Origin of the sequence: Mesorhizobium sp. 2RAF21 (assembly GCF_052115345.1) — a bacterium.
Taxonomy (GTDB): domain Bacteria; phylum Pseudomonadota; class Alphaproteobacteria; order Rhizobiales; family Rhizobiaceae; genus Mesorhizobium; species Mesorhizobium terrae.
In genome coordinates this window covers 337,427-352,565 of sequence record NZ_JBFRGM010000003.1, presented here as the reverse complement: position 1 = coordinate 352,565, position 15,139 = coordinate 337,427, and the positions used below count along the sequence as shown (strand labels likewise).

Below are 15,139 nucleotides of genomic sequence, written 5' to 3'. Positions count from 1 at the left end.
TTGTGCCTGCAGCATGCGTGCGGTCGCGCGCGCGTATCATGCCCGCCAGCGCGGGCATGGTCAGTCGAAGAGGAAAAGCTGTCGCGGATCCACAGAGCCTTTGGCGGGGCGGTCGCCCATCCTGCGGAACATTTTGTCGATGCCCGTTTCGGTCAGCCCGAGCTTGCGGGCGATTTCAGCATTCGACATTCCAGCGGCGCGATAGTGGCGCGCCCGAGCCTCTCGCGCAAGAGGCACCCGCAGATACGACCGGCCGTAGCGGCCGGCGAGCTGGTCGACGGCGACGCGGCCGAGGACAGGGAGAAGTTGGTTTTCGCGGTCGGTCGCGGGGATGAACAACCGCGTGCCACCGAAGGCCGCCACCAGTGCGAGAAAGGCCGGTTCACCGAGCAGGTTCTGCAACTCCATGGTGAGGCGATCGTCGCTCATGCCCACCTCGCCTGCTTGTGGTGTTGGCGGTGCCGCGCTAGGCTCTGGCCCTGGTGGAGAGGGACGCCCGAATGTTGAGGATCGCTGCAGCTTCCGTGGCACTGGTGGTACTCACCGGTTTCACCGAAGCCGACCTGCTCAAGAAGCTCGACGGACAATGGCAAGCGACCAGCGACAGCTGGACCACGGCAGCCGCTTTCGAGTTCGTTGCCAAGGACCGATACATCAAGGCAATGGTGGGCTCCGAACTGTATTCCGGGGCGATTGAAGCCCTTGCCATTACCGGTGAAAGCGCAGTCGTTAAGTTCGGGAAAACACCCTTTCTCGTTTATCCGGGATCCGATGCGGAAACCGTGGAAGTCTCGATTGACGGCAAACCGACATTGACCTTTCGACATGTAACAAGAGAGCGCTAGTTCGCGCCCGCCACGAATAGCGTCAGTTTTGCAGCACCCGATCATATCAGGCCCCGCTCAATCGCTGCCTGCAGCTCTAGCTGACGGGCCGTGACCATACGCAGCCGGAACTCCAGCTCCAGGCGCTTGTGGCTGTGTGGACGGAGAACAGAAATGCGCTCGCACAGTTCGAGCCGCTGTCCCTGTAACCGGTCGATCTCCGACTGCTCATTCCACACAAGCAGAGGTAAAGTCTTCGGCTGGGTGACGCTGCGAACCATGATCATGAGCGTCCGAGCCGCAGGCCGCGCGTTGTGCTATTAAGCGTCAGGCCGTCAACGGATTTCCAGATCAGGCAGAGCGTGTAGGAGCCGTCTTTGCGCCGATGAAGCGAAGAGGCCCTGGAAAGGGACCAGCCTTCGCCGATCCCAGCCAACGGCAGCTGATGGATCTCGCTTGCGGCAAATCGCTCGATTACTGAGAAATCGATTTTCACACAGCCGACGCGGCGACGGGCGCTCATGCCTGCGCCCCTGCGGAACGAGGCAAAGCCGACATGCGGCCAATCCAGAACCACACATTCGCAATAGCCAGAATGATGCCCACGCGGCCTGGCACGTCCACGAACTGCACGGCTGCAAGCATCAACACGGTGTAGACGATCGCGTAGACGACAATGGTGCGCGCCGTCATTTGCCGACCGCCTTCCTGACCCGGTCGCCAAGGGTGTTCATGACCGGCATCCAGTCGCCATCGCGCATCTGATCCACCGGCTTGGCAACCGTGGCGACGAAAGCGCGAAAGGTGTGGAAGCTCGGCGCCTCCGCGCCCTTAGCAATCAGGATGTTCCACTGAGCGACCGCGATCTTCGCGCCCAGCAGCTTCATCCAGGTAGCCGTGAAGATGGTATCGCTCCAGTCGACGCCGGCTTCTCGCGTCATCCAGCCTTTCAGCCCTTCGATCGCCTTCACGGCGTCGCCGGCATCATGCAGGAAGCGCACATGGGACAGGCCCGTCTGCCGTTCGACAAAGGCCACAAGGGCGCGGTCGTCGTTGGATTTGACGATGCCGAGGTTCCAGGCGGCTATCCACAGCGCCTGCAGCTTGGCCGCATATTTGCCTTCAAGGCGCTTTCGAGAGCCCATCGAGGCGGGTTTGAAACCACCGCGCCGCAGCTCCTGGACAACGTTGTTCTGCTCGGCCGCCGACATGTCGCGCAGCGAGCGTTTGCCCGTCACGCGTTCGTAGACATCGCGGATCGTGTCATCGTCGAGGCCAAGCTGTTTCTTGGCGACGTGGATTGCTGCGGTCGCGCTCATGAGCACAGATCCTTGCTTGCTTCAGCGCCCGCGTTCGCAGGCATGTTTCCGACCGGAAGACTCAGTCTAAGGTGATGGTGCCGGCTCATGCTGCAACGTGAGCCGGCACCTGGCATCCCCAGGTGGCGAGGGCACGAGGAGATGATTGGATGACAAAGGAAAAGCTGTTCGAACTGGCTGTCAGCCTTGTCGCGGCGAACATCGGCTCGGGGCAATTTCAGACTGCCATGAACTTCGGTACGATCATCAACGACGACGTTCAGATCGCGTACGAACAACTGGAGGCCGTCTGGCAGCAGATTTCCGAAGGCGCTGAAGCGATCGATGCTGAAGTACCCGAGGGAAGCATCTCGCATTAGCGTGCCCTCGTTGTCGGCACGTACACCATTCCATTTCCGTGCACGTAGACATGTTGCCCGCCGGAGCATTTCTGCGTTTCGGCGATCGCGCTTGCTTGTTCGTACACTGCGCCGGCACCAGGCATCCTCCGGTCCGTGGCGAGGAATTCCTCCGAAGTCATGCCGGTAGCGCGTTTCCCTTGAGCGCCCGGGATTTCGTCGTCGGCCTGACTGACCGACACGTAATGTGTCTGCGCAATCAGTTGACGGCAACGTAGCATGACCTTCTCGGCGCTGATCAGCGACAGGCCGTCCAGAAGGCGGACAAGATCACACGCGCGTTCGTGGACCTCATCGTCAGATATCGCATCGATCGGCAGCGCGCATGCAGCAAAAGGAACTGCGGTCATCGGCCAACTGCCTGTCGGTCTGGGCCGTCAAAGTCAGGCGCGAACCGTTCTTCTACAGTTTCTCTTAGGCGGCGGAAGGACCGTTGATCGGCGATTGCTTCCCACAAGACCTGATGGATCGCTTCCAGAGTTCCCGGCGGTGAGGAAACTGCGGCGGCAATAGCGCGTTCCCAATATGCATGGTCAGCGACTTGTGCCCAGGTGAGCGCGCTCATGACAGCGCCCTCTCGATGTCGATCGCGAGGCCCGTCAGATTGACCTTCGCCGCGATGGCGCTGCCCCCGTGTTCGCTTGGGCAACCATGGTGGTAAACGCAGGCGACGCGTTCGCCACCGGGCTCGGTGATGATGTCAGAACCGGCCAGGCGGTACTTAATCGCCTCCGCAAGCGCGGTTTCGATTTTGCGGATCATCGTGCTCATCGCACACCGCCGATCTGCAAGGGCGCCTCTGAACTGCTGACGCCATGTGCGAGCGTGACGCTCTCTCCAGCTCGCCATCCAGCTGACCGAGCCGCATGATGCCGCAACGGCGCGGATCTCTGATTGACTGTTTGCGTTTCGGGGTGGCGTTCGAAGAGCGCGATTTCGGCCTGCTCTCTGGCATCGTCGTCAACAACGGTGGCGAATACCTCGAACAGACGGTACCGCAGGCGAGTGACCATGCCGTCGGTGAAGTCGGCCACAGCATCGCGCCTGGACTTCAGGCTGCGCCGCCTGCGGTAGAATTTCGTTGTCTTGAACTCGCGCACCGCTCGATTGACTGCGCCCTCCGTTACCTGGCGCAGGTAGACCGCAATCTCCGGGCCAGGAGCATGACCGACAAACTGAACCTCGGAACGGCCGTTGGCGCTCACGATGACGTGCGCCGTATTGGTGCAATAGGCGATCACCGGCCACAGCTTTGCCTTGATCGAGCGGCCACGGTCGCTGGTCGAAGATTGTTCATCCATGACGATGTCGGTTTCGGAAATGCCATGGTCGCGCATGAGCTGCGCGGCCTTTTCAGCGGCGGCGAGAGCTTCGGCTTCAGTGCAACCGCGCGCTGCTGTCTTGTCCCGAAGTGCCCGGATACGGTCGCGGACTTTTTGGCTGGTCATTGCTCAAACCTCCCTCGGTAGGATCGGCGCAGGACCGGAGCCCTGGAGGTTGATGGGATCGCATGCCTGCACAAGACGTGTCCTGGCGGCTGCACGCCAGTTCGCCAGCGCGGCATTCCATCCGGCGGTCGAAGTTGAGCGAATGCTCGCCATTCGAACCATGTAGACGTCACCGTTCTGGGTGAACCGCGCGTCCGCTTCATGCTCCAGGCGCTCGCGGATGTGCTGATCGGCGGCGGAAGACCGGGTCCGCCAGTTTGCATAGTCCACTGCGTCGCACGGCCCGACATACTCATTTGCAGTTTGCAAAAGCTCGCCGACCAGGCGAAGCAATTGCTCCAGGTTCTCTTGCCAAAGTGTCATGGGACGATGACCTCCAGCTCGGCGGGCTCGACCACGAAGTCCTCGCCTTCCGAGGAGATCGACACACCTGCGATCTGGCGGGCGGTATCGGGATCGGCCAGCATGGCGTCGCGGTTGATTTCTTCCTTGACGCGCAGGAACCGGACAAGCCCCAGGCGCTTGCATCCCTCGATGACCGCATCGACACCACGAATGCCAACCTTGGGCGGGCGCAGGCGCCAGCTGATGCGGCCGGTACCGAAGTCGTGGAATTTCACCTTGCCTTCAACAGTCAGAGCCAGACGGTTCGCCTCGCTGTAGGCCTGGATACCTTCCTCAAGCTGTTTCAGCTCTTCGGCCAGTGGTGCCAGTGTTGCCTCGATCTGCTCGCCGATCGTTTTGATCTGCTCGTCGGCGGTCGCTTTGCGGGCGGTGATATCGCGTCGCAACGTGCCGATCCGCCCAACGGTCCAGACGGCGTCCTCGCGGGACTGCGGAACGCGCGTCATTGCTTTTGCCTTAGCCTTGGCCATGTTTGCTTATTCTCCTGATTTCGAAGGTTCGCCGCGCAGGGCGGCCATCAATTCGGTGACGCGATCGAGCTGGTGCTGGATGGTGTCGTCGCGGAGGTGGTCGTTGTGGTCATCGCCGGTGATCGGAAGCCGCACCGCCCGAGCGAGCAGCTCGGCCTCGATGCAGATTTCCCACATGCGCTCGGTGGCCATAGCGAGCGCCAACACCGTGGCCGAGGACGCGGCCACCGCATTGCGCTTCGGATTGGCGATGATGCGTCCGGCCGCGTCGATGACGTCGACCTCGACCATGGCTTCGTGCAGGGTCTTGCTCACGCCGCACCGCCTTTCGGGCGGCCGTCCGAAAACGGCCGCGGAACGATCGGGAATAGGCGCACGTTCGTTCCCGGCTGGCTTGCCAACTCGGCGATGCGCTCGCCGTCAAGGTCGCGTTCGGCTTGAGCCTGCAGGTTCCAGCGGTGTCGCGAGATCTCGTGCGCTTCCTTGAGCGCAGCCTGCCCAAGGTTCATGAGACCATCAGTCAACTGCCGAACGCGCTCGGCCGAGAGGAACACGCCTCCAATTTCGTGGGGCAAAAAATCCCTGCGCAGCTGGAAGAGCTGATCGCTCAGCTCGTAGATGTTCTTGCTCACGACTTCCTCCTGAAATCGGGCCGCAAAATCTTGCCAGCGGCGCGAGTGCTCGATGCCGCCAGCACCTCGGTAGCTTCGTTTTCCATGAACCGACGGCCAGCACGGTTGGCTTCGAGCATCCTGAAGGCTTCCAGCTCGGTCTCCATCCCGTCGGCGAGCTTGGCCATGATGGCGAGCTGGTCGGTCAGCGCGGCCACCTGCTTGGCCGATATCTGCACCGACATGCCGCGCTGGGCATGGAAGTAAAGCTCCAGCTCCCGCAGCTTGCGTGAGAGCGTGGCGGTCATGCCATCCACTCCACGTCGCGGTTCTGCCACGCGGCCTGCAGGTGCTTGAACGACAAGGCTTCCCCGGCGCCAGTCGCCAGCATCGACGCCAGCTTCATCGTCTTGTCGATCTGGCCGAGGGCGCCACCCTTCAAGCCGACGCCAACAAGGAACTTGACGGCTTCTGGTTCGGTCACGCCCCAGGCGTTGATGAAGGTATTCAGGTCTTCAACGTCAGGTTTTTTGCGCAGGAGCCGCTTGCCGATGCGGCGCTTGATCTGGGCGTATGACGGACCATCCGGTCGACCGTCCTTGCCACTTTTGAAACGCCCGTAAATCTCTGTGTTACCGACAAGAGCCACGCCGCATTTGTAGACATCGACCAAGTGGCGAAGCTGGTTAACCGCGTCATCCGTCAGGTTCTGCGCTTCATCGACGATCAGGAGAGCCGGCGCGCCTCCCTTGTTCTCCAGCCGCCTGCCGATGGCGCGTGTGAGCTTCGCCGGATTGTGCACCATCACGTCCAGTGATGCCGCCAATTCCATCAGCATGCCGTGGACTGTCTTGGAATGCGGCGACATCGTCACCATGAAAACGTGAGGCCGGGTCTTTGCAAAATGCTCGCAAGCCTCTGTCTTGCCCATGCCGGCTTCCAGGGTGATGATCACCATGTCGGCGGCGATCTGCGCCCAATGCAGCGTCGCAATGACGTCCTGTGCCACGTTGGTGTTCAAGAATTTCGGTGATGTCGGGATGCCCGCGAGAAGGCCGGCCGTTTCCTCGACAGCGTCGAGCCATTGCTGGACTTGCTTGTTGGTGCTGTCCAACCTGCCGGCATATTTGGCCGAATACCATTGGCTGAAGGTTCCTTCGGCCATACCGATGCGGCGCGCCACCTCGGCCTTGCTCAAGCCCTGAGCCATGGCCACGGCGATCACCTTGTCGATCAGGCCCCACCAGGACTGGACATCGATCTCGGTTCGATTGGTGAGCGAGGTGTCGGGACCGCTCAACGGTCGTTCCCACACTGGCGTACCCTTGATCTGGGTTGTGCCTACGATTTCGTTCATCTAAAAGGTTCCTCGGTTTGCTGCCCGTTCGTGCGGGCGGTTTGTCGGGCGGGATCACTCCCGCCCGTTTTTTTCGGAACCGTACTCAGCACTTACCGGCTCATTCCCGGCCGACGCATCGGCAGGGAATTGGTGGATCGAGGCGCCGCCGGAAATGATGTGCAGCGCCCGCGAAAAATGACGTTCAAAATCTGCCTGCTGGGCCACCTGTTCGACGGGCGCCGCCTGGACCGCGAGATTACCGGTGACCAGCCGAGTGATGCGCGGCTTCGGCTGCGGCCGTTTCGGGGCTTCCAGATCGCCGCGCGTGAGGATCGCGGCAAGGTCTTCGGCGGACAACCGGGCGTGAGCGCGCTTCTCCGCCGCAAGAGCCTTCTGATAGTCGTTGCGTGCCCTGGCGTGCTGGCGGGCCGCTTCCGCATCGTGGAAACCGGCATCAACGATGCACTCGGCTTCGCAGATCAGCGCATTGGCTTGATCATAGACACGCAGCGGCCTAGTCAAGTGATCGGGATCGAAGCGCACGGTAACATTGCGCCCGGCATGAGCGTTCAATTCGCGCGACCAGTAGCGGTTTCCGAACAGGTGGATTTCACCGCTGCCGCGCTGGGCGCGGATGCGCTCCGCCGCAAGCAGCCAGAGTGCCCGCTGCGCTGCTGTCGGTCGACGCACAATGGCGTGTTCCAATCCGGCCGCGAAGGTTTCGTCGAAACTGCGTCCAGCGCAGATGGTGGCCGTTCGACCAGTCCGCCGATTGTGTTCGTCGACCTGTTTGGCGACATGCGCCCGCATCGTGTCGATTGGGACGGCGCGAGAGGCGTAGTTCTCGGGCTTGGCATCTGGCTTGTTGCCGGTGTAGGCACCGGCGCAAATCGGGTGCCGGGCGATGTCGTCTGCGATATCTCGCCACGCACGCTCGATTGGCTTGGACTGGCCTGAATACGGCAGTGTCCAGCTCAGCTCGATACCAAGCGCGGTGAGCAAGCCTTCCGGTTCTTCCTCGCGCACCTTGAAGCGGTAGCGATTGGCACTGCCGCCGCTGATCCACTTCGATGCGAACGCCCGGCCGTTGTCGAGGGTGATGATCTCCGGGATACCGTACGCCTCGACCACGTCACCGATGACCAGTCGCACGGTCTCCTTGTTTTCGCTATCGGTCAGACGCCAAGCGAGAATTTTGCCAGAGTACAAATCCTGGATAGCCAACAAAAATAGTCGGACGATGCGGTCATCTTCCAGGCGGACGAACACGTCGAGCTTGTGGCCATCCATGTTTACGGCCTGCATGGCGTGCAGATGATCGCGTGTGCGACGCTGGGCAGGATAGAGCGCTTTTGCCTTGTCCCTACCCTTGCGGGCTAGCGTCTGCACCGCCTGCGCAACTTCGGCATCGAGCCTGCGGCGCAGCGAGCGCTCGGATGGGATTGGAGCCCATTTCTCCTTGCATGCGGCTTCGGTCAGCCGACGATAGCAAGACGAAAAGGATGGCTCCTCTGGACGTAAGAAATCCGAAGTCAAAAAATCCCAGGCGGCAGGGTGACAGGCAGCACGCTCGCTGGTGGATGAAAAAGCGGGAGCCAGCGCAGCCAGCCAATCTTCCCGGTCGATGCCCTGGATCAGCCCTTGCCAATTGTAGATGGCCCGCACACTGACATCATGGCGATGCGCCGAAAGCGCGACCGCTGCATTTACCGCCATGCCCGAGCGGGTCAAATCGGCGGCATGCACCAGTATGCGCAGCCGGTTTTCACAGGTCGCTTTGTGATCGTTCGAAAGCGCCTCGAAACGCGACCACAGTTCCTTGCGTATAGCGGAACCGCCAGTAGGAACGTCGGGTGTCGAGTAGATGATCAGCAGTCGCGTCTGAGCTGATGGCGGCAGGTGCGAGAGGTGATACTCCCAACCGCCACCGCCGCCGCTTCCACCTAGCTTACGTACCTTCTCAGGATCGGCACGCCAACGCTGTCTGGAAGCCAGTTTCGCGTAGCCGTGCACGGTTGCTGGCATACCTGGCAACCGGGCAGCGGTCAGTTCAGCGAGTGTGAAATACTCCTTCCGCATCAACGCCCCCGCCGCTTCACGTTGACCGGCACCGAGCGGAGCGTGTTGAGCTTTCGCGTCAGCACGCGCTGTTCTTGTTGCAGCAGAGCGATTTCGGCGAGGCGGGCTTCGTCACCTTCCAGCACGGTCAACCCGTCCTCGGATACGACCATGTCCCATAGCCAGACAGCCCCCGTGGCGCGAACGAATGCCTTGAAGCGCGATATGCTGATGTCGTGGTTCGCTTTGCTCTCGGCTGTAAACCCGTCGAGCGTCGCCTTGCTGATCGATGGCAGGCCGAGATACTGCGCCATCCGCGCTGCGATGATTGGCCGATCGTAAGGACATTGGCGGATCGCTTCCGCCATCGCCCTTTTCAGTCTGGACCGAAACCTCTGCAGATCGATCCTTTCCGCAGGCGCGCGAACAGGAAAAAGCGCCTCCTCGAACATGTCGGATTGGTCGGGATGGAGCTTTCTCATGCTGCTTGCTCCTGATCGGTGGCGACCAGCGAGACCTCGGCAAGAAAGCGCGCGCGGGTGTCGGAGTTGGCGCGGGACCAGGCATCGACCAGCGAAGAGAAGATCGCTGTCTGCGCATCGATCTTGGGGCGCTCCCCCTCAACCAGGGTCAAAGCCTTCTGTAGGTTTGGCCCCTCCGCACGCATGGCGACGGCGACCTGCCGCTGCTTCGCCGGCTCCATCTTCGCCAGCTTCAGAAGAGCGGATTGATTGTCCGCCAAGGGCGTTCCGCGCATCGCGGCGCGGATATCGGGATGGAGGTGGCGGGCAATTTGGTCGAGGCGTTTTGCGGATGGCTTTGAGATACCAAGCCGATCGGCAACATGTTGCGCGAAACCGGCTTCCGCTTCAGCCGCAATGAGGTCGACGAAACAATCGCGACCGATCAAAGGCTCAACTTGAGCCTTTGATCGGCGATCGCCGCCGCGCGATATCGCCCCGTGCTTCTGCGTCCACACTTCCCGGTAGGTTGCTACGAAGATCGCGCGGTCAATCACCGACAGCTCGTTACGGAACAGGTTCTCCGTAATCTCCATCAGTTGCGCTTCGGCCTTGTCGGCCTCTACCACCACGGCGTCGATTTCGGTTTCGTCGTTCAACACGGTGGCGCGCAACCGGTGCGCGCCCGCCACCAGCGTGTACGGCCCGGTCTTGGCGGCCGGCGTCGACCTCACCGCGATGGGATTGAGGAGGCCATGCTCGACGATCGACTGCGCGATCGCAATTGCGTGCTCCTCTTCGACGGCACGCAGCCGCTCTGGCACGGTGATGTCGGCGACTTTGATGCGGCGGAAGTCGACCATCACGCGGCATCCTTCATCAACTGATCATGGAAAAGATCGCCGGCCCGCAAGGACATCCGCCGATAGGCGCGCTCAAACAGCGGCTCTTCCAGCCGGTTGTCGACGGTCAGGATGGCGCTGGCGACAGTGGACCGAGCAAGGCTGGTCATCGCCACGATGCGGCGGCGCGGAGTATCGAACCGGCTTGCGAAGATGTGAATGGCGATCTGCCGCGCCAGATGCGCGTCAAAGAACTGGTGCGGCGGATCGATAATGAAGCGTAGCGGCAGGTGCTTGAAGCCCAGCTGCACGCCCGCATAACAACTGGCGAGCATGACCCGCAGGCGCTCTTGCTCGGAATATGGGTTCAGCGGCATCGACTTACCTCACAAACAGCCGGACCAGGATCGATATGCAAGCGACGTTCACCGTCAGCAGAACCGTGACGACGAGGTAGATTTCCCCCGCCCAGGAGACCTTGGACTGAGAAGGAATGAAGAGATTTCGGGCGGCGATTTTGGCAGGTGCTTTCGTCATTGTGGCCCGCTCCGCCTTGGGAGAGATTGTGTCCGTGGCGCGGAACGGAAACGCGGAGCTGACAGCCGGGGCGGCGCTCTCGACGAAGGGGAGACGTTGACGCTCTGCCGGTACCGCCGGACGCAAAAGGCTAGAGCAGCACCGGTTCTGGATCGCGCCACGCATCACGCGGCTTTCCGCTGGATCGCAAGCTTGTCCGCAGTCTTTTTGGAGACGAGGTTGGGGTCCAGGATGCGGTTGCGTGTTTTCGGGTAGCGATCGCGGAACAAGGTCTCGACCGGAACGCCGATGAAATCCGCGATGGCGCGCTCAGCCTTCTCGTTGGGGCGCGTCCAGATATTCTTGACTCCGGAGAGCGGAAGCCCGTACCGCTTGGCAATGCCTTCAAGCGTCATCTTTTCGCGGCGCATGTGGGCAAGGATCGAGTGACGGTCCCATTCTTGGGATTGTGTCATCAGGGTCTCCTCGATCGGCGGATGTTGGCGCATCCGCCTTTTGTTGGTGGTTGGTTGTGCAATTGTCGCCCGATGTTTCCGGCGACGAAGGTAGGGGTAGCCATAAATGGCCATACCGTCAAGTCGGAACTGGCCAGTTCTGGCTATTTGGGTGAATTGGGATGTCTGAACTCGCCGACCGCATTAAAGAAGCTGCGGATGAAGTGGGTGGGCTGAACAAGCTGGCCGAACTGATCGGTGCTCCCAGGCGATCGCTCGGAAACTGGCTGAGAGGTACCAAACCCAAACCGAAGGTTCTGCAGGGGATAGCGGACGTAGCCGAAGTGAACCTAGCTTGGCTGATCTCCGGTCTCGGGGAGAAATTCGCCCGCGAAAAACTGGATCGCATCGCCCAGGAAGAGCGCCAGAGGAGGGAATTCGATGCCATTTTGAGCCACGGCATGCGCGCGGTAGACCAGCACAGGCGAGAACTCGATCCTCTCTATGACATGGAGATCCGAGCGCGAGCGCCAAGAGTGGACGTCGTGTTGCTCGAAAGGATGGCGCGCTTGGTGGAAGAAGTGCACAAAGATGTAGGTATTAGGATCACACCTGCAAAAATATCGGCCGAAGCTGGTGTGCTCTACAATGAGCTGATGGCTCGTCTGTTCAACCAAAGCGATGCGGAAGAGATCGAAGCGATCTTACCTCAACTCCGCCATTTCCTAAGAAAGCGTCTGGAGCAAGCAACCGCCGAACCCGGTACCGGCAAACGCTCGGCCTGATGATTGTGCGCATCCTGCTTTGGGCGCCGCTCTTCATGGCTTCAGGCGCCCCGTTCTCAATTGGACAGGAGGGAGAAAGCTCTTTGGAGGCGTCAGACTGGCCAACGAGGAGGTGGCGCAATAGCGTCGCGATCTGGACGCAGACGGCTGCCAACGGTAAGGCTTTGCCATCGCTCGTGAAGATGCAATTCCATAGGCCCCCGCCTGGCTTTGAAACGCGCGGTTAGCCGCCCTGGGAAGACCATGGAGTTGGACTTATCTCCATCACGCCCAGCGCTGCACTAGACGATTGAAATTGTTGCAAATTTAGCAGCCCGTCATGAATAGGACTAAAGTGGCCCTATTCAATTTGGGTTTTCGGCGTTTTGGGGTTTCAAGCTGGATCGGGGCGTAGCCTAACGGGCAAACCACAGTATCAGCGTTGTGCAACAGCCATCCGTTTGATTTATTTAGATAAACGTCGCGTCCCGCGCTGGTTTGCCTAAATGGGCAAACCCCAAATTGACTTTCCGTCGTGATGGCCATCCTTTTCTTGGCACCAGCGGAGGAACCGGTCACCCCGAAAATCAACGTTTGCGGCGGTTTGAAGCCCCTTAAAAGTCGAATTGAGGATTTCCGAGGCGCGATTTGAAGTCTGTGCAATATCGGGTGATGCCACTGCACTTTCGAGGGTATCGGCCCGTCCGTCGTGTCAAAGCCGACCTCTCGTAGGTTGGCTCGCTTAGCCGCGCAAACCCTTATGTAGTAAGGCATCCGCAGCTGTTCCCGGTTGTTCCCAGTTAATCCCGGTTTCTGCAAGACCCGGTGTCAAACTACACAGGTTTTCTCCATCGAAAGCGCAGTTTGATCTCTTGGTCTTCCAAAGACCGGAGTCACAGACCTCGACCGAGAACAAAGCAATAGCAAACAGGAGCGTTATGGGCCCGGCAGCCGCCACTTCCTGACACGGTAGTCCTCGGCTGCCGTGTCCAGCAGGTCTTCCTCAGATTCGCATGCCGACAGGCGCTTCGGGATGCCGAATTCGTCGACATCGAGTAGCCAGTCGTCAGCGTGTGCGATGGCATCCTTGAGCCACAAAACGATGGCCATCGAGTCCGGCGGCAGCGGCTTCGACATGGGCAGGTCGCCCATCTTCATGGTCGATCCCGGTCCGCGCTCCTCAAGGATGCGCCTCAGGTTCCCCGCGGCGATCCGGCCGATGGCGGCGGCCAGCAGGTCGCGCAAGCGCGGGTCGCCTTCTGCGAGACCATCGAGCCAGCGGTCATAATGCGGTCGTTCGTCTTCGGTCAGTCTGTGCATCGGATGCTCACTATACTGTGCAAGTCGGGCCGTCTTGCGCAGCGGCTTGAACATAGCATGCCGCTGCGCATCACGGAGCCCTACTACATGCCCAGGGATGGCTCCGCATCGTCGCCATCCTGCAGACACTCGACGGTCTCCTCCCAGCGAGGTTCCGATCCATGCCTGACAACCAACTTCCTACGCTCCACTCGGATCAAATGGTGCAGGTGTGCGGGTATCGGCCTAGCGATGTCACCTTCGTAGAACGCCCGGATTTCTTTATCGACATGCAGGCTTTTGGGTAAGACGACACCCTCGTGGCCGTCGTCAACGACAATGCGGCAGGGTTCGATCTCAAACGTTCCCCAGACAGTTAGGTTTTCAGGGATGCGGACCCTTGGCGATAGCGTCACATTGCCTGACACCGTGAGGCTTCGGGGCAGATCAAAAATGCCTAGGATGTCAACAACATCGCCGCCCGCATTAAGATCGCCAATGATCGTCGATCCCGCCGGGATACGGTCGACATCATGCTCAACGTCGTCGACATCCACTACGGTGTGCCACCAGTAGTGGCGATCTTGCCAGTCCTGTGCAGCAGCGTAAGGCCTCAGGATGTCCATGACCTCGCGGTCGGGCCTGGCGTTGCGCTTGCCATAGCACTGGCTGATGGACCATCGAGCGTTGGGTTCCTGACGCAGCTCAATGGTCGCAGTGGGGCGACGTTTGGCATCTCGAACCGATAGATAGCGAAACCAATCTGTGGTCAACTTTTTGTCGTAGGATCCGTGCCCCACACAGTGGGACATGCGGCGGGACTCGATATCGAGCGCCTCAGGAGTGAACATGCGGACGAGAGTATAGCCGTTGCCTAGGTCGGCGATGTGCTGCTCGTCCTCGGGTCCAAGAGCCCTCACAGCCTGGGCGTTCTTACGGTCCATGCTTTTGTCAGCTTCACGCACGAGGTCCTCGTAAGACGAGCATTTCAGCAGTTTCTTCGGCCTGCCACGTTCGTCCAGGTTTGCCAGCCACGGTGCGCCGGCATCGAAGTCTGCGACAAGCCAGTCAATAATGTGCGACAGCTGCCCGGCGCTGGGCATCGGGTCCCACCAGCCCTCCGCCATTTTGCGGTTTGCCTGCGCCCGAATCTGGTTCGCGGCGATCCGTCCGACGGAGACCCGTATCAGGAACGTCTCCGCAAGGTTGAGGCCCATAGTAACGCGCACGTTCTCGAGCCAGTCCCGCAGGCCATCGACATCCTGCGGCAGCAACCCCTTCAGATTCATGGCACCCTCCCTCGTTCCCCAAGCGAGGATTTCGCGGGCGGCCGCATAGAACAAATCGATCGCTTCTCTTTAACTGTCCCCTGGATCCTGCCAGGACATCATCGCGACAACAGAGGAGGCAGACATGCGCAGGATGGATCAGGGAACGGCGATTGGGCTTCAAGCCACGGCTATCGGCGTCGGCATCGGCGCCGCAATTTACACGGGGCACGCCCGGGCAATGGAAGCCGTCAGAGCAAATCGGGAAGCACGCGAGCAAGCAGCATACCATGCCGCGGTTGCCGGCAACGTCGCTCGCCTGGAAGGCATCGCCCGCGCTGCGCTGCGCGACCTCGGCGAAGCACAGGCGGAAGTCGAACGGCTGCGGCGCGCTCTGGCGCAAAGGCAGGCGTTTATCGACAGGCAGCGGAGGGCCGCATGAAGCGCGACCCCTTGTACCTGCAGTTTACGGACATTCTACATGAGATGCCCGAAGCCGAGGATGCGCTGCGGGCATGGCGAAAACAGCAGGCTCTCACCCTGATCCGGAGGCGGAACGAGGAGCGCCGTCAACGGGTGCTGGACGACGCTCTCGCAGGACTACGCCAACAGCTCCGCGTTGCGAGCGCGGGCAAGCCGGACTCTGTCGGTTAGAAAATCTC

The 15,139-nt window shown here is 60.6% G+C and carries 27 protein-coding genes; 5 read left to right on the top strand and 22 right to left on the bottom strand.

Annotated elements, in window-relative coordinates:
• Positions 1–60 precede the first annotated feature (60 nt).
• Positions 61–429, bottom strand: coding sequence for a hypothetical protein (locus AB4136_RS06990; RefSeq protein ID WP_441930859.1), 369 nt, complete (start codon positions 427–429; stop codon positions 61–63).
• Between the two features lie 71 nt (positions 430–500).
• Between AB4136_RS06990 and AB4136_RS06985 the strand changes: the two genes are divergently transcribed.
• Positions 501–845: a hypothetical protein gene (locus AB4136_RS06985; protein ID WP_441930857.1), complete on the top strand. Its 345-nt coding sequence runs from the start codon at positions 501–503 to the stop codon at positions 843–845.
• Between the two features lie 41 nt (positions 846–886).
• Here the strand turns inward: AB4136_RS06985 and AB4136_RS06980 are convergent, their stop codons facing one another.
• The 4 genes from AB4136_RS06980 to AB4136_RS06965 are packed head-to-tail and all read right to left on the bottom strand — an operon-like array spanning position 887 to position 2,143.
• Positions 887–1,105, bottom strand: a complete 219-nt coding sequence (locus AB4136_RS06980) for a hypothetical protein (RefSeq protein ID WP_441930855.1) — start codon at positions 1,103–1,105, stop codon at positions 887–889.
• Positions 1,106–1,107: 2 nt separating this feature from the next.
• Entirely contained in the window at positions 1,108–1,347 is a 240-nt protein-coding gene (locus AB4136_RS06975) for a hypothetical protein (RefSeq protein WP_441930853.1), read from the bottom strand.
• Positions 1,344–1,517, bottom strand: a complete 174-nt coding sequence (locus AB4136_RS06970; protein WP_441930851.1) for a hypothetical protein — start codon at positions 1,515–1,517, stop codon at positions 1,344–1,346. The genes AB4136_RS06975 and AB4136_RS06970 overlap by 4 nt, the downstream gene beginning before the upstream one ends.
• Positions 1,514–2,143: a regulatory protein GemA gene (locus AB4136_RS06965; RefSeq protein ID WP_441930849.1), complete on the bottom strand. Its 630-nt coding sequence runs from the start codon at positions 2,141–2,143 to the stop codon at positions 1,514–1,516. Before AB4136_RS06965 ends, AB4136_RS06970 begins: the two co-directional genes overlap by 4 nt.
• A 149-nt stretch (positions 2,144–2,292) precedes the next feature.
• Between AB4136_RS06965 and AB4136_RS06960 the strand changes: the two genes are divergently transcribed.
• Entirely contained in the window at positions 2,293–2,502 is a 210-nt protein-coding gene (locus tag AB4136_RS06960; RefSeq protein WP_441930847.1) for a hypothetical protein, read from the top strand.
• On the opposite strand, the gene AB4136_RS06955 is transcribed toward AB4136_RS06960, so the two are convergent.
• The 15 genes from AB4136_RS06955 to AB4136_RS06885 all read right to left on the bottom strand — a co-directional run bounded on the left by AB4136_RS06955 (position 2,499) and on the right by AB4136_RS06885 (position 11,167).
• The gene (locus AB4136_RS06955; RefSeq protein ID WP_441930845.1) at positions 2,499–2,891 is read right to left on the bottom strand and encodes a hypothetical protein; all 393 of its coding nucleotides are present in this window, start codon (positions 2,889–2,891) and stop codon (positions 2,499–2,501) included. The two genes, AB4136_RS06960 and AB4136_RS06955, sit on opposite strands and share 4 nt — an antisense overlap.
• A 211-nt stretch (positions 2,892–3,102) precedes the next feature.
• On the bottom strand, positions 3,103–3,312 hold the full coding sequence (locus tag AB4136_RS06950; protein ID WP_024923219.1) for a hypothetical protein: 210 nt from the start codon (positions 3,310–3,312) through the stop codon (positions 3,103–3,105).
• Positions 3,309–3,989 (bottom strand): DUF7168 domain-containing protein, encoded by a 681-nt coding sequence (locus tag AB4136_RS06945; protein ID WP_441930843.1) that lies wholly within the window; start codon positions 3,987–3,989, stop codon positions 3,309–3,311. The genes AB4136_RS06950 and AB4136_RS06945 overlap by 4 nt, the downstream gene beginning before the upstream one ends.
• Positions 3,990–3,992: 3 nt before the next feature.
• Entirely contained in the window at positions 3,993–4,352 is a 360-nt protein-coding gene (locus AB4136_RS06940) for a hypothetical protein (RefSeq protein WP_441930841.1), read from the bottom strand.
• The gene (locus AB4136_RS06935; RefSeq protein WP_441930839.1) at positions 4,349–4,864 is read right to left on the bottom strand and encodes a host-nuclease inhibitor Gam family protein; all 516 of its coding nucleotides are present in this window, start codon (positions 4,862–4,864) and stop codon (positions 4,349–4,351) included. The genes AB4136_RS06940 and AB4136_RS06935 overlap by 4 nt, the downstream gene beginning before the upstream one ends.
• Positions 4,865–4,870: 6 nt before the next feature.
• On the bottom strand, positions 4,871–5,179 hold the full coding sequence (locus AB4136_RS06930) for a hypothetical protein (RefSeq protein ID WP_441930837.1): 309 nt from the start codon (positions 5,177–5,179) through the stop codon (positions 4,871–4,873).
• The gene (locus tag AB4136_RS06925) at positions 5,176–5,496 is read right to left on the bottom strand and encodes a hypothetical protein (protein ID WP_441930835.1); all 321 of its coding nucleotides are present in this window, start codon (positions 5,494–5,496) and stop codon (positions 5,176–5,178) included. The genes AB4136_RS06930 and AB4136_RS06925 overlap by 4 nt, the downstream gene beginning before the upstream one ends.
• Positions 5,493–5,783, bottom strand: coding sequence for a hypothetical protein (locus AB4136_RS06920; protein WP_441930833.1), 291 nt, complete (start codon positions 5,781–5,783; stop codon positions 5,493–5,495). Before AB4136_RS06920 ends, AB4136_RS06925 begins: the two co-directional genes overlap by 4 nt.
• On the bottom strand, positions 5,780–6,832 hold the full coding sequence (locus AB4136_RS06915; RefSeq protein ID WP_441930831.1) for an AAA family ATPase: 1,053 nt from the start codon (positions 6,830–6,832) through the stop codon (positions 5,780–5,782). Before AB4136_RS06915 ends, AB4136_RS06920 begins: the two co-directional genes overlap by 4 nt.
• 54 nt (positions 6,833–6,886) lie before the next feature.
• Positions 6,887–8,893, bottom strand: a complete 2,007-nt coding sequence (locus tag AB4136_RS06910; protein ID WP_441930829.1) for a transposase domain-containing protein — start codon at positions 8,891–8,893, stop codon at positions 6,887–6,889.
• Positions 8,893–9,354, bottom strand: a complete 462-nt coding sequence (locus AB4136_RS06905) for a hypothetical protein (protein WP_441930827.1) — start codon at positions 9,352–9,354, stop codon at positions 8,893–8,895. The genes AB4136_RS06910 and AB4136_RS06905 overlap by 1 nt, the downstream gene beginning before the upstream one ends.
• Positions 9,351–10,196, bottom strand: coding sequence for a ParB/RepB/Spo0J family partition protein (locus AB4136_RS06900; protein WP_441930825.1), 846 nt, complete (start codon positions 10,194–10,196; stop codon positions 9,351–9,353). The genes AB4136_RS06905 and AB4136_RS06900 overlap by 4 nt, the downstream gene beginning before the upstream one ends.
• Complete coding sequence (locus AB4136_RS06895) at positions 10,196–10,552, bottom strand: hypothetical protein (RefSeq protein ID WP_441930823.1); 357 nt, start codon at positions 10,550–10,552, stop codon at positions 10,196–10,198. The genes AB4136_RS06900 and AB4136_RS06895 overlap by 1 nt, the downstream gene beginning before the upstream one ends.
• A gap of 4 nt (positions 10,553–10,556) precedes the next feature.
• Entirely contained in the window at positions 10,557–10,877 is a 321-nt protein-coding gene (locus tag AB4136_RS06890; RefSeq protein WP_441930821.1) for a hypothetical protein, read from the bottom strand.
• Positions 10,877–11,167 (bottom strand): helix-turn-helix domain-containing protein, encoded by a 291-nt coding sequence (locus AB4136_RS06885; protein ID WP_441930965.1) that lies wholly within the window; start codon positions 11,165–11,167, stop codon positions 10,877–10,879. Before AB4136_RS06885 ends, AB4136_RS06890 begins: the two co-directional genes overlap by 1 nt.
• 161 nt (positions 11,168–11,328) lie before the next feature.
• On the opposite strand from AB4136_RS06885, the gene AB4136_RS06880 reads away from it, so the two are divergent.
• Positions 11,329–11,931: a helix-turn-helix domain-containing protein gene (locus tag AB4136_RS06880; protein ID WP_441930819.1), complete on the top strand. Its 603-nt coding sequence runs from the start codon at positions 11,329–11,331 to the stop codon at positions 11,929–11,931.
• A gap of 915 nt (positions 11,932–12,846) precedes the next feature.
• On the opposite strand, the gene AB4136_RS06875 is transcribed toward AB4136_RS06880, so the two are convergent.
• Together AB4136_RS06875 and AB4136_RS06870 are read right to left on the bottom strand one after the other, a co-directional pair.
• The gene (locus AB4136_RS06875; RefSeq protein WP_441930817.1) at positions 12,847–13,284 is read right to left on the bottom strand and encodes a hypothetical protein; all 438 of its coding nucleotides are present in this window, start codon (positions 13,282–13,284) and stop codon (positions 12,847–12,849) included.
• 29 nt (positions 13,285–13,313) lie between these two features.
• Complete coding sequence (locus AB4136_RS06870) at positions 13,314–14,498, bottom strand: PcfJ domain-containing protein (RefSeq protein ID WP_441930815.1); 1,185 nt, start codon at positions 14,496–14,498, stop codon at positions 13,314–13,316.
• 124 nt (positions 14,499–14,622) lie between these two features.
• Between AB4136_RS06870 and AB4136_RS06865 the strand changes: the two genes are divergently transcribed.
• Positions 14,623–14,919 carry a hypothetical protein gene (locus tag AB4136_RS06865; protein ID WP_441930814.1) on the top strand — a complete coding sequence of 99 codons (297 nt, stop codon included), beginning with the start codon at positions 14,623–14,625 and terminating at the stop codon, positions 14,917–14,919.
• Complete coding sequence (locus AB4136_RS06860) at positions 14,916–15,131, top strand: hypothetical protein (protein ID WP_441930812.1); 216 nt, start codon at positions 14,916–14,918, stop codon at positions 15,129–15,131. Before AB4136_RS06865 ends, AB4136_RS06860 begins: the two co-directional genes overlap by 4 nt.
• Positions 15,132–15,139 lie beyond the last annotated feature (8 nt).

What these genes read in the sequence shown, in the direction of transcription:
- AB4136_RS06990 (WP_441930859.1), bottom strand. Translation starts at nt 429, where the DNA reads ATGAGCGACGATCGCCTCACCATGGAGTTGCAGAACCTGCTCGGTGAA.
- AB4136_RS06985 (WP_441930857.1), top strand. Translation starts at nt 501, where the DNA reads ATGTTGAGGATCGCTGCAGCTTCCGTGGCACTGGTGGTACTCACCGGT.
- AB4136_RS06980 (WP_441930855.1), bottom strand. Translation starts at nt 1,105, where the DNA reads ATGGTTCGCAGCGTCACCCAGCCGAAGACTTTACCTCTGCTTGTGTGG.
- AB4136_RS06975 (WP_441930853.1), bottom strand. Translation starts at nt 1,347, where the DNA reads ATGAGCGCCCGTCGCCGCGTCGGCTGTGTGAAAATCGATTTCTCAGTA.
- AB4136_RS06970 (WP_441930851.1), bottom strand. Translation starts at nt 1,517, where the DNA reads ATGACGGCGCGCACCATTGTCGTCTACGCGATCGTCTACACCGTGTTG.
- AB4136_RS06965 (WP_441930849.1), bottom strand. Translation starts at nt 2,143, where the DNA reads ATGAGCGCGACCGCAGCAATCCACGTCGCCAAGAAACAGCTTGGCCTC.
- AB4136_RS06960 (WP_441930847.1), top strand. Translation starts at nt 2,293, where the DNA reads ATGACAAAGGAAAAGCTGTTCGAACTGGCTGTCAGCCTTGTCGCGGCG.
- AB4136_RS06955 (WP_441930845.1), bottom strand. Translation starts at nt 2,891, where the DNA reads ATGACCGCAGTTCCTTTTGCTGCATGCGCGCTGCCGATCGATGCGATA.
- AB4136_RS06950 (WP_024923219.1), bottom strand. Translation starts at nt 3,312, where the DNA reads ATGAGCACGATGATCCGCAAAATCGAAACCGCGCTTGCGGAGGCGATT.
- AB4136_RS06945 (WP_441930843.1), bottom strand. Translation starts at nt 3,989, where the DNA reads ATGACCAGCCAAAAAGTCCGCGACCGTATCCGGGCACTTCGGGACAAG.
- AB4136_RS06940 (WP_441930841.1), bottom strand. Translation starts at nt 4,352, where the DNA reads ATGACACTTTGGCAAGAGAACCTGGAGCAATTGCTTCGCCTGGTCGGC.
- AB4136_RS06935 (WP_441930839.1), bottom strand. Translation starts at nt 4,864, where the DNA reads ATGGCCAAGGCTAAGGCAAAAGCAATGACGCGCGTTCCGCAGTCCCGC.
- AB4136_RS06920 (WP_441930833.1), bottom strand. Translation starts at nt 5,783, where the DNA reads ATGACCGCCACGCTCTCACGCAAGCTGCGGGAGCTGGAGCTTTACTTC.
- AB4136_RS06915 (WP_441930831.1), bottom strand. Translation starts at nt 6,832, where the DNA reads ATGAACGAAATCGTAGGCACAACCCAGATCAAGGGTACGCCAGTGTGG.
- AB4136_RS06910 (WP_441930829.1), bottom strand. Translation starts at nt 8,893, where the DNA reads ATGCGGAAGGAGTATTTCACACTCGCTGAACTGACCGCTGCCCGGTTG.
- AB4136_RS06905 (WP_441930827.1), bottom strand. Translation starts at nt 9,354, where the DNA reads ATGAGAAAGCTCCATCCCGACCAATCCGACATGTTCGAGGAGGCGCTT.
- AB4136_RS06900 (WP_441930825.1), bottom strand. Translation starts at nt 10,196, where the DNA reads ATGGTCGACTTCCGCCGCATCAAAGTCGCCGACATCACCGTGCCAGAG.
- AB4136_RS06895 (WP_441930823.1), bottom strand. Translation starts at nt 10,552, where the DNA reads ATGCCGCTGAACCCATATTCCGAGCAAGAGCGCCTGCGGGTCATGCTC.
- AB4136_RS06890 (WP_441930821.1), bottom strand. Translation starts at nt 10,877, where the DNA reads ATGCGTGGCGCGATCCAGAACCGGTGCTGCTCTAGCCTTTTGCGTCCG.
- AB4136_RS06885 (WP_441930965.1), bottom strand. Translation starts at nt 11,167, where the DNA reads ATGACACAATCCCAAGAATGGGACCGTCACTCGATCCTTGCCCACATG.
- AB4136_RS06880 (WP_441930819.1), top strand. Translation starts at nt 11,329, where the DNA reads ATGTCTGAACTCGCCGACCGCATTAAAGAAGCTGCGGATGAAGTGGGT.
- AB4136_RS06875 (WP_441930817.1), bottom strand. Translation starts at nt 13,284, where the DNA reads ATGTTCAAGCCGCTGCGCAAGACGGCCCGACTTGCACAGTATAGTGAG.
- AB4136_RS06870 (WP_441930815.1), bottom strand. Translation starts at nt 14,498, where the DNA reads ATGAATCTGAAGGGGTTGCTGCCGCAGGATGTCGATGGCCTGCGGGAC.
- AB4136_RS06865 (WP_441930814.1), top strand. Translation starts at nt 14,623, where the DNA reads ATGCGCAGGATGGATCAGGGAACGGCGATTGGGCTTCAAGCCACGGCT.
- AB4136_RS06860 (WP_441930812.1), top strand. Translation starts at nt 14,916, where the DNA reads ATGAAGCGCGACCCCTTGTACCTGCAGTTTACGGACATTCTACATGAG.